Origin of the sequence: Bradyrhizobium sp. AS23.2, assembly GCF_001908185.1 — a bacterium.
Classification (GTDB): Bacteria; Pseudomonadota; Alphaproteobacteria; order Rhizobiales; family Xanthobacteraceae; genus Bradyrhizobium.
The window spans coordinates 1-8,945 of sequence record NZ_LGHM01000123.1 but is presented as its reverse complement, the minus strand read 5'-3'; the positions used below and the strand labels follow the sequence as shown (position 1 = coordinate 8,945).

Below are 8,945 nucleotides of genomic sequence, written 5' to 3'. Positions count from 1 at the left end.
ACCCCATCAGGCGACGGCCACCGCGCCGATCCCGTACAGAAGCAGGTTCCCGGCGAGTGGATGACGCAAAAAGGGATTGACTAACTCAGGCCCGTTACAGAAGCCCGGATGCAGCGAAGCGAAATCCTGGAACGTGCGCCAAATGCAGTGATCCCGGATTGCGCGGAGCCTGTCATCGGGCGGCGCTTCGCGCCGACCCGTTGGCTCCATCCAGGCTACATGCTTCGCGCCGGTTGACCCGTCGGGCAAAACAACGGCACAATGGCATCATCTAGAGACTGCCGGGGACGAAGATATAGATCCCTTCGAACCCTTGATCTGAGTCAAGCCGCCTCGTGCGGCGCATCCAAGAATAGCGATAGGTCGTCGCACACTGGGCCCAAACATAGTGGGGGGCACGGAGCGACTGAAATGCCGCTGTTGGCGTATTTGTGGAAGGTCGGCGCGGCGTTGCTCGCGCTCCTGTTTGTTGCGGACTTTTTTCTGCCCAAGGCACCCCTTGAGGCACCGCCTGCCGAGAAGACGGCCGAGGATCGGCAAGCCATACGCATTCACTCGGATCGCAAATGGCCCGAGCGCGTGGAACTCGATACGAACCAGCCGACAATCTTCGCGGCGACGCCCGAGCTCCCGATCACGCAACCTGCGGCCATCCGGGCAGACACTCCGGCAGTCGCCGATGCGCTCGCCATGGCCCGCACAGAATCGAGCCCGCGCGAAACCGTCAATCGCAAGCAACCGCGCAAGGCGCAACACATTGCGACGCGACCGAAACGACACGCGTCGCCGCAGATGCTTCTGGCGGCGCGCCAAGGGCAGTTTGCGTGGTTTGGCTACTACCGGTACTGGTGATCGTCGCCGGGGCATCGCCGCAGTAAATCGCGCGAGCGTCCACGTTGCGCCAGGCCGTAGACTCATAAACACGTAGCCACAGGCGAATAGAAGCGAGTTGGACCATGCCGAGGAAGTTGGGGGCGAGCTTGTCATAGCAAGTAGCAACGCGGCGAAAGTGCTTCAGCTTCGAGAAGACCCGCTCGATCAGATTGCGCTCGCGGTAGAACCTTGGGCGGTTGGTAAGTCCCTTCCGACAAAGGCCCGGTTGCTAACTTGGTTGAAACGAAATACGCGTTGGCAATGATTACGATTAGATCTTCCCGGCCCGGCGAGGGTGAGCGCGCAGTCGAAATCTGGCGGGGCGCGGTTGACGCTACGCATGACTTTCTGTCGCCGCAGGATCGCCTTGCCATCGATGAGATGGTGTGCGGCTTTCTGCCCCAAGCTCCGCTCTGGCTTGCCGTGGATGCTAATGATTACCCGCTGGCCTTCATGCTCATCGACAACGGACACATGGAGGCACTGTTCGTCGATCCAGCTTGTCGCGGAACTGGTATTGGCGCCGCGCTCGTGCGCCACGGCCTTGCGCTTCATCCAAAAATGACAACCGACGTTAATGAACAGAACGGTCAAGCAGTTGGCTTCTATGAAAAAATGGGATTCAGGCGCACAGGCCGTTCGCCACTCGACGGGCAGGGCAAGCCTTATCCGCTCATCCACTTGGAATATCTGAACTAATTGATCGGTCGCCAACCATCGATCTTGATAACTCATAACGCCGAATTTTATGGGTTCACGCCCTAGATCAAAGGCATCGTGGCGGCTCAAGATAGTTGCCGCTGACGCAGCTTTCGTCCGGGCGTAGTCCGCGTGGCGTCGCGCTCGATTCTGGCAACAGCTTCATCACACTGCCAGATGACGCGCTGCAACTTTCCTCATTGCAGCGCGGGCCGGACGCACCAAATTCTGCGCTGCCCATTGGTACAATGAACCTTAGGACGATAGTCATCGATTCCACTTTCGAACAATCTCGATAGGAGCGGAAACGAGGCGGCGCGACACTGTCCCCGTGTCACATGCGCTGCGGCTGACAAACCCGATCGCCACCGGATTGAGGAGTTGGTCCAATGCAGGTGCACTTGACCTCTGCCTCTCTGCCCCGCCCACATTCCCTCAGCGAATTCGGAATGGCTGCCGCCTCGAATTCGAGGATTTTCCTGAGCGAGTTTACCTACAGGCGTGGCAGCGAGATCTACGGCGAGAAGGAGCCCGCCGAATATATCTACCAGGTCAAGTCGGGCGCAGTGCGAAGCTACAAGCTCCTGTCCGACGGGCGCCGGCAGATCGGTGCGTTTCACGTCCCCGGGGACATCTTCGGACTGGAGAATGGCGGCGTCCATCGCTTCACGACGGAAGCCTTGGTAGACACGACCGCGCGTCTGATCAGGCGGGAGAGCCTTGACGCTGTCGCCGGAAGCGACGGCACCTTGACCATGAGCCTGCTCTGCATGACCACGACGAACCTCCGGCATGCGGAAGACCACATGCTTCTGCTCGGACGGAAGACGTCGCTGGAGCGAGTCGCCGCCTTCCTCATCGAAATGGACAGGCGGCTTACCGCCGCGGGGATCCTCGCGCTGCCGATGCCGCGGCGCGACATTGCGGATTATCTCGGTCTGACGCTCGAGACCGTCTCGCGGTCGCTATCGCATTTGCGCGAGCTCGGCGTCCTCGACTTCATCGACAACAACCAGCGTCACATCGTTCTGCTGGACAGGAAGCAACTCGCCGCACTCGACCGTCAGAACTGACGCCGGAAGTGAAATACTTTCCCTAGGGCTTCCCATGAAAAAGGCCCCGGTCCATGCCGGGGCCTTAAGTTTACTGGGAAGACTGGTGCTCAATAGCGAGCCGCGATCGGTGCTCCGTAACCGCCGAAGCGATAGTTGAACCGAACGGTGACCATGTCCACGTCCTGGCTGACTCGGTCATTGAGCACAGCCGCTAGGCGGGGATCGACCACCGAGAACGAATTATTATTGTTCCCCATCCACAGATGGTCGTATTCAACGCCGACCGACCAGTTGGGCGCAAAGCCATACTCGAAGCCAACACCCACGGTGCCGCCCCACCGGGTACTGCTTGCCGAGACCAGACCGATCCCGGTTATATTGTCGAATATGGTCAATTTATTGCCAGTCACGGCCGCGCCGCCTTTCACGTAGAGCAGCGCTGCGTTCCACGCCCAACCGATTTGGCCTGTGAAAAGGCCAATGCCGTCGGTTTTCGCTGTGGTTGAAAGCGTCGGATCGAACAGGCTGACGCGCGTGTTCTTGATGTCGGCCCAATCGCCCTGGGCTTCCAATCCGAACACAAACTGATTGGTTTGCCAGCGATACCCAATTTGCCCGCCAACTACGCCTCCGGACCGATCACCGCACCCGCTCGCGATCGTTCCCAAGGTCGTGACGAAATCCACGCAATTGCGGGTTTGGCCCCATCCGCCGTTCGCGCCGATGTAGAACCCGCTCCAGTTATAGATCGCCACCACCGGTGCCGGCGGAGGAGCCTTGACAGCCATGTCGGCCGCCATAGCCGGAGCCGCCACGCTTAACGCCGCGAAGCCGATCGCAGCCATAACGAGCCTTTTCATCATTACGTGTCCCCTTTGCTCAGATCTCATTCAACAAAGATGCGCCTATGCAAGCTGGCGTGCATAAGTTCTGCGAACATCCAGAAGTTTAAGCGACAGGGGGCTTCGGGCCCGTATCAAAATGGCAACACTGACTAGCCATCGTTATGCACGACAACGTGCTTAGTCGGTGTTCTGAGCTCCGGCCGGCGGTCCGCCCTCTTGTTCGCCGGCGAGCCATGCCTGGATGGAAGACGATGGAATGATGCGCTTGGGAACGTGGGGGTTGATCGTGCCTGCAAATACAGCGAGGCCTTCATCGAGCTTTTGGCGCGCGAACAGCTTGGCCTCGTCTTCCGTGGCAAAGGTCTTCGTCTCACGCGGGCTCCGCAGCCTCGGCAGGATCCCGCGCCTTTGAACTTCAAAGGTGACGTACCAGGTCGGGATCATTGCACCCCCAACATTCACCAACCCCAACCGTCTCCGTTATGGTGCGACTGCCATGCGGACGCTTGATTCAGATCAAATCGGCGTTCGATGCGTCCGATTGACACGCCGGACAGAATAGCGACAGGAGGACACCAACCGGGAATTGGCAGGACGCCCCCAGCTTGCCAGCACTGAGCGCCTGTTGGCCATGGATTTTTTTAGCACGAAGAGGCTGACCGCCGAGAAACTGGGCGAAGATCACCTCGCGGACCTCGTCGCGCTGCATCTCAATGCCGAAGTCTCCCGCGATCTCGGCGGCGTACGCTCGGCGGAGGCGACGAAGGCCTATCTCGCTGTCAACATGGCCCATTGGGACCAGCACGGCTTCGGGCTGTGGGTGCTGCGGACGAAAGACGGGGCGTTCGCCGGGCGGGCGGGGATCCGGCATATCCTCGTGGATGGCGTCGACGAAATCGAGATTGCCTACACGTTCAAACACGAATTCTGGGGTAAGGGATTTGCGAGTGAGATCGCGACTGCGCCGACGGACATTGGGCTCTCGCAACTCGAGCTGCCCTCCCTGATCGGTCTGGTCTTTGTCGGGAATGGCGCATCGCGCCGCGTGCTGGAGAAGTCGAACTACATCATCGAGAAGAACACGACGCATCACGGCGAGGACGTCGTGATCTACCGTATCCGGCGGTGAGGGGCGCATCGGTCGGATCGGACATAGCCCCACATCATCAATCGTTATCTGGATTGACGTTGAATGAATTCTGACGCGGAGAACATCGTAGGATTGTATCGCCGGCACGCGAAGGCATGGTTGTGCCAGCGGGGGCGACATCTGATGGAGCGCAAGTGGCTTGATCGATTTGTCGCGCAGCTGCCCTCCAAACCGAATGTGCTCGACATCGGTTGCGGTCCCGGAGAGCCAATCGCGCGCTATCTGCTTGAAAGGGGGGGCGCGGTCACAGGGATCGATGCTGCTCCAGAAATGATCGAAATTGCCAAAGGCCATTTTCCCGACGCCACCTGGCTCGTTTCGGACATGCGCTCCTTGAGCCTGAACGCAACGTTCGACGGCTTACTCGCCTGGAACAGCTTCTTTCATTTGAGTCCCGCGGACCAACGTCAGATGTTTCCGATTTTTCGGCGACATGCCGTCGGTGGCGCAGCACTGATGTTCACCAGCGGCCCGTCCTTCGGGGAAGCCATGGGGACTTTCCAGGGCGAGGCGCTATATCATTCAAGTCTCGATGGGACTGAATATCGCCAATTGCTCGACAGCAACGGCTTCGATGTTGTCGAGCATGAGGTCGAGGACCCCGAATGCGGCCGACACACCGTCTGGATCGGGCGTTTACGCAACACGGCTTCACTACCTGGCGTCAGCTCGTAGCATGGTAGGGGCCTCGCGAAATCCATCATGCCCCAGCACGCTTCGAGGCGTCGATGAATTTCGCAAGAGCTCTACCCATCCCTCCTGGCGAGCGCGACATTGACCGTCGACGACGGCGCGAACGCCCGGACTGGACCGGCCCGGCCGCGTTCAAGCAGGATTCCAGCATCTGATAGGGAACTACGGGGAACAAAAGGACCTAAGTTGAGCGCAGCGAGTGGATTCGTTTCCGGCGGACTGCAGCACTGATGTGGCAGCGCTCGTGCCGTTCGGTGGTCAGTCAAGAATCAGTCTCGCCATTGATCAACAGCAAGGGATCGAGACATGATGATGAAAGCATTCTTCCTTGTGAAAGACGAAGCACTGATCCGGATGATGCTCTCTGACATGATCGAAGAACTCCGTCATCGCGTTGCGGCTGAGGCAGGAACAATCGACAAGGCGATGTCGCTCGCACGGAGCTGCGAGTTCGACGTCGCCATCCTCGACGTCAATCTCAATGGAGCAAATATCGCGCCGGTGGCGGAAATCATTGCGGCGCGGAATATCCCCTTCCTGTTTGCCAGCGGCTACGGCATCGACGGCATGGCGGAGGCATTCATGGACAGGCCCGGGCTGCGCAAGCCATTCCAGATCAAGGAGCTGGACCGCACGGTCAGGTCGCTGCTGAGCGGCACCGATGAAACCATCGCGTGATGCGGGGGCGTAAGGTTCACAGCTTCATGAGAGCAGCGACGAGCCGCTCGGGCTGAAACGGCTTTTCGAGAAGCACGCTGTTGGGCACGCCTTGCGACTTCCAAAATTCCGCGCCCTCGTCCCCCGTCATATACACGACCGGAAGGTTCGGATCTTTTTCTCTGATGCGCCGGGCCACATCCCAACCGTTCAGCCTGCCGCCGAGGTAGACGTCGGTCACGAGCGCCCTGTGATTCTTCCCTCTCGCGACAAAAGTAGTGATCGCCTCCTCGCCGGAAGAGAGGATGTCGGATGAAAACCCGGCTTCCGCCAGCGCGTCCTCGAGCACGCCCTGGAGCGGATATTCATCCTCCACGATCAGGATCGAGGGTGGTTCCGACATATGTTCCAGCTCGTGCAAAGTACAACATCCGATTTTGACTTTCTGACGTTCGGCGCGGCTTGGTGGAGTGAAACCTGAACAGCCATTCAAGAAAGTTTCTCTCCGGTTCCTGCAACAGGCTGTGGCGGCAGCCGTTGACTCGCGACGAAGCAGAAGGAGGAGGAACAGATGAAGAAGCTGACTTACGCTCTCGTGGCGGCAACGACGCTTGCAATCGGTGCCCCCACCATCGCCAATGCGGCCGGCTTCGGCGTCTATATTGGCGGCGACCGGGACTACTACGGCGACCGCTATGATGGCCCGCGTGCACGCATTTACGGGCATGACCGCGGCTGGCATCATGGCTGGTACTACCATGATCGCGACTACGACCGCGGCGTTGTGATCCGTCGACATCATTGGGACGATTAGTGCTGGCGGCACGATCGAACAGCACGATCGAACAAGGAGGCCTCGCTTCGGCGAGGCCTTTTTGTGTTGGGCGCATAGTGCCGCTACAGCGGCAACCGGATCTTCGCCTTGAGGCGGTCCCGGATTGCGCGGAGCCTGTTATCGGGCGGCGCTTCGCGCCGACCCGTTGGCTCTATCCGGGCTACGGACGTCTACCTGAAATACCCCAGCACCAGATCGAGATCCGAGCTGCCGGCGACCGTGCCGTTCAGCTCGGCGTCGATGACGCGGCGGCAGGCTTCGATCGCGGCATGGTCGCCGAGATCGTTGGCGGCCTCCAGCACGAGCCAGGCGGCATCGACCGAGGCCTTGTCCGGAGCCGATCCGCCGGCATCGGCGTTCAGGCTCTTGTTGAGAGTCTTGTTCGGATTCTTGCGTACCGCGGTGCCGAATTGAGGCAACATTGCAAATACTCCCCTTCGAATTCCGGGATGATGCTCAGTGAACCTGCTCAGTGTACTTGCTCAGTGTACTTGGAGCTCGGGCTGACGGCCCGTGGCGGTATCGGCACCCGCGCTGCTCTTGCGCGACTGGTAGAACTTCAGAATGCTGCGCGACGTCTCGATCTTGAGCCGGCCGAAATCGCGCTCGTTGTCCTGCAGGTCGCGCGCCGTGATCAGATGATCCTTGGCGCCGAGGAACAGGAGCGACATTGTCGTGTCCCAGGAGAAGTCGAGCGCCTTGCACAGAACCAGCAGCATCTCGCGATTGCGGTCCATCACCGCGCGCTCGATCACGTCGACCGGCAGCGCCGACAGCAGCGACAGGCCGATCTGGACCTCGTCGAAGCGGTGCTGGCGCGCATAGTTCGAGATCGAATCCTGGTTGAGATTGCCCTGCCGATACTGGGTCGTCACCACGCGCTTGGCGACGAAGTAGCTGCGCGAGGATGGACCGAACTTGGATTGCAGGTCGCCGGTGACCTCGGTCACCGAGCTCTGGATCTGCGCCATCATCTCGGGGCGCTCACTCTCGAGGCGGCGGCGGACGTCCTCCGAGGCTTTCGAGATGAGCTGCTGGAAGATGTGCCGCGGCACGTCCTTGCGCAGGCCGAGCTGCTCGGCGAGGATCGAGTCGCCCTCGGCGCGGCGGACCATGTGCAAGAGGCCCGAGCCGGAGAAGCGCGCGCCCTCGTTCTTCACGACGGAGGTCACGACCTCGTGGTTGCCGCGCTTGACCAGCACGTCGGTCACCGCTTCGCCGATCGACTTGCGCTGGGCGATCGCGAGCAGGTGCGACTGGCCCTTGGTCAGGGCGCTCTGGACCAGCATCTTCTCGTCGATACGATTGGAGTCGCGCAGCACGTGGCCGGCGACCTCGATCTCGTCGTCGAGGGCGAGTTTTTCGATGACGTTGAACGGGGCGTGATCGCAGGCCGACATCAATTCCGAAAGCTGCGCACGCGCGGCGACCTCGATCTCGTCGGCAAGCCGGCCGATGACCTCGCCGAACATGCTGATCTCGTCGTCGCTGTAGCGGCCCGTAATCAGAATGTCGGTCGCATGCCACAACGCCCGGGCCCGGCTTTCGTCGGTGCCACGTGCGATCGCGTCGTCCAGATCCTGCAGAAGCGATTTCGCGCCGTTCATCTCGATAACCCCAGTTCTTCCCAGTTCTTGGCGAGCCGTCCCGCTTGTGCTGGCAGGACGCCGAATTTCTCTGAGAACGACGCTAGAGATCAAACGCGAGAATTCAGTAAAATCGGCAAATCAGTTTTGCCGACAAAAACTCATTAAAATGCGAGCGGATGTGTTTACCGGCACGCAAGGCCTGCGCGGCGCAGGGTGGCGACGACTGCGAACCTGCTCGGCCTTATGGTTCGAGACGCGCCGTAAGACGGCGCTCCTCACCATGAGGGTCTAAGATTCCGCCACGAAACAAGACCCCATCCTGAGGAGCCCGCCAACGGCGGGCGTCTCGAAGGATGGCCGCAACGAGGCTACCGCCTAGTCATTTTCGATGCGGTAGTCCTGGCCCTACGGATTTGACGGCGTCAGGACCAGCGGCGGCTTCGGTCTGGGCTTTACGGGCGGTGGGCCCGGGGCTGGCCGCACCTCGATCGGCGGCGGCAATGGTGCGACCTGCTGGCTTGCGAGCGGCGGGCTCGGCGCGGCGGGAGC

Annotated in this window: 12 protein-coding genes and 1 pseudogene; 7 read left to right on the top strand and 6 right to left on the bottom strand. The window is 60.3% G+C overall.

The annotated features are described in order from the left end of the window. Positions 1-411 precede the first annotated feature (411 nt). Positions 412-852, top strand: a complete 441-nt coding sequence (locus AC630_RS44230; protein ID WP_074121174.1) for a hypothetical protein — start codon at positions 412-414, stop codon at positions 850-852. 70 nt (positions 853-922) lie between these two features. Here AC630_RS44230 and AC630_RS25480 read toward each other — a convergent pair. Next, positions 923-1,057, bottom strand: a pseudogene (locus tag AC630_RS25480) (IS5/IS1182 family transposase); the annotation flags it as partial. Positions 1,058-1,134: 77 nt separating this feature from the next. On the opposite strand from AC630_RS25480, the gene AC630_RS25475 reads away from it, so the two are divergent. Both AC630_RS25475 and AC630_RS25470 read left to right on the top strand, forming a co-directional pair. After that, positions 1,135-1,572 (top strand): acetyltransferase, encoded by a 438-nt coding sequence (locus AC630_RS25475; protein ID WP_074121173.1) that lies wholly within the window; start codon positions 1,135-1,137, stop codon positions 1,570-1,572. 389 nt (positions 1,573-1,961) lie between these two features. Further along, complete coding sequence (locus tag AC630_RS25470) at positions 1,962-2,645, top strand: helix-turn-helix domain-containing protein (RefSeq protein ID WP_074121172.1); 684 nt, start codon at positions 1,962-1,964, stop codon at positions 2,643-2,645. Between the two features lie 89 nt (positions 2,646-2,734). Here AC630_RS25470 and AC630_RS25465 read toward each other — a convergent pair whose 3' ends face one another. Further along, complete coding sequence (locus tag AC630_RS25465) at positions 2,735-3,487, bottom strand: outer membrane protein (protein WP_083636388.1); 753 nt, start codon at positions 3,485-3,487, stop codon at positions 2,735-2,737. Between the two features lie 162 nt (positions 3,488-3,649). After that, positions 3,650-3,916: a hypothetical protein gene (locus AC630_RS25460; RefSeq protein ID WP_074121170.1), complete on the bottom strand. Its 267-nt coding sequence runs from the start codon at positions 3,914-3,916 to the stop codon at positions 3,650-3,652. 187 nt (positions 3,917-4,103) lie between these two features. On the opposite strand from AC630_RS25460, the gene AC630_RS25455 reads away from it, so the two are divergent. The 3 genes from AC630_RS25455 to AC630_RS25445 all read left to right on the top strand — a co-directional run bounded on the left by AC630_RS25455 (position 4,104) and on the right by AC630_RS25445 (position 5,993). Beyond that, positions 4,104-4,601: a GNAT family N-acetyltransferase gene (locus AC630_RS25455; protein WP_074121169.1), complete on the top strand. Its 498-nt coding sequence runs from the start codon at positions 4,104-4,106 to the stop codon at positions 4,599-4,601. Positions 4,602-4,745: 144 nt separating this feature from the next. Next, on the top strand, positions 4,746-5,297 hold the full coding sequence (locus AC630_RS25450) for a class I SAM-dependent methyltransferase (protein ID WP_349539239.1): 552 nt from the start codon (positions 4,746-4,748) through the stop codon (positions 5,295-5,297). 324 nt (positions 5,298-5,621) lie between these two features. Further along, complete coding sequence (locus AC630_RS25445) at positions 5,622-5,993, top strand: response regulator (RefSeq protein ID WP_074121167.1); 372 nt, start codon at positions 5,622-5,624, stop codon at positions 5,991-5,993. Positions 5,994-6,009: 16 nt separating this feature from the next. Here the strand turns inward: AC630_RS25445 and AC630_RS25440 are convergent, their stop codons facing one another. After that, complete coding sequence (locus AC630_RS25440) at positions 6,010-6,393, bottom strand: response regulator (RefSeq protein ID WP_349539237.1); 384 nt, start codon at positions 6,391-6,393, stop codon at positions 6,010-6,012. A 150-nt stretch (positions 6,394-6,543) separates the two neighbouring features. On the opposite strand from AC630_RS25440, the gene AC630_RS25435 reads away from it, so the two are divergent. Next, positions 6,544-6,786, top strand: coding sequence for a hypothetical protein (locus tag AC630_RS25435; RefSeq protein ID WP_074121165.1), 243 nt, complete (start codon positions 6,544-6,546; stop codon positions 6,784-6,786). A 191-nt stretch (positions 6,787-6,977) separates the two neighbouring features. Here the strand turns inward: AC630_RS25435 and AC630_RS25430 are convergent, their stop codons facing one another. Together AC630_RS25430 and AC630_RS25425 are read right to left on the bottom strand one after the other, a co-directional pair. Then, positions 6,978-7,229, bottom strand: coding sequence for a hypothetical protein (locus tag AC630_RS25430; RefSeq protein WP_074121164.1), 252 nt, complete (start codon positions 7,227-7,229; stop codon positions 6,978-6,980). A 60-nt stretch (positions 7,230-7,289) separates the two neighbouring features. Then, positions 7,290-8,414 carry a DUF2336 domain-containing protein gene (locus tag AC630_RS25425; RefSeq protein WP_074121163.1) on the bottom strand — a complete coding sequence of 375 codons (1,125 nt, stop codon included), beginning with the start codon at positions 8,412-8,414 and terminating at the stop codon, positions 7,290-7,292. Between the last annotated feature and the right edge of the window lie 531 nt (positions 8,415-8,945).

Coding starts and splice junctions, on each gene's coding strand:
- AC630_RS44230 (WP_074121174.1), top strand. CDS start 412: ATGCCGCTGTTGGCGTATTTGTGGAAGGTCGGCGCGGCGTTGCTCGCG.
- AC630_RS25475 (WP_074121173.1), top strand. CDS start 1,135: ATGATTACGATTAGATCTTCCCGGCCCGGCGAGGGTGAGCGCGCAGTC.
- AC630_RS25470 (WP_074121172.1), top strand. CDS start 1,962: ATGCAGGTGCACTTGACCTCTGCCTCTCTGCCCCGCCCACATTCCCTC.
- AC630_RS25465 (WP_083636388.1), bottom strand. CDS start 3,487: ATGAAAAGGCTCGTTATGGCTGCGATCGGCTTCGCGGCGTTAAGCGTG.
- AC630_RS25460 (WP_074121170.1), bottom strand. CDS start 3,916: ATGATCCCGACCTGGTACGTCACCTTTGAAGTTCAAAGGCGCGGGATC.
- AC630_RS25455 (WP_074121169.1), top strand. CDS start 4,104: ATGGATTTTTTTAGCACGAAGAGGCTGACCGCCGAGAAACTGGGCGAA.
- AC630_RS25450 (WP_349539239.1), top strand. CDS start 4,746: ATGGAGCGCAAGTGGCTTGATCGATTTGTCGCGCAGCTGCCCTCCAAA.
- AC630_RS25445 (WP_074121167.1), top strand. CDS start 5,622: ATGATGATGAAAGCATTCTTCCTTGTGAAAGACGAAGCACTGATCCGG.
- AC630_RS25435 (WP_074121165.1), top strand. CDS start 6,544: ATGAAGAAGCTGACTTACGCTCTCGTGGCGGCAACGACGCTTGCAATC.
- AC630_RS25430 (WP_074121164.1), bottom strand. CDS start 7,229: ATGTTGCCTCAATTCGGCACCGCGGTACGCAAGAATCCGAACAAGACT.
- AC630_RS25425 (WP_074121163.1), bottom strand. CDS start 8,414: ATGAACGGCGCGAAATCGCTTCTGCAGGATCTGGACGACGCGATCGCA.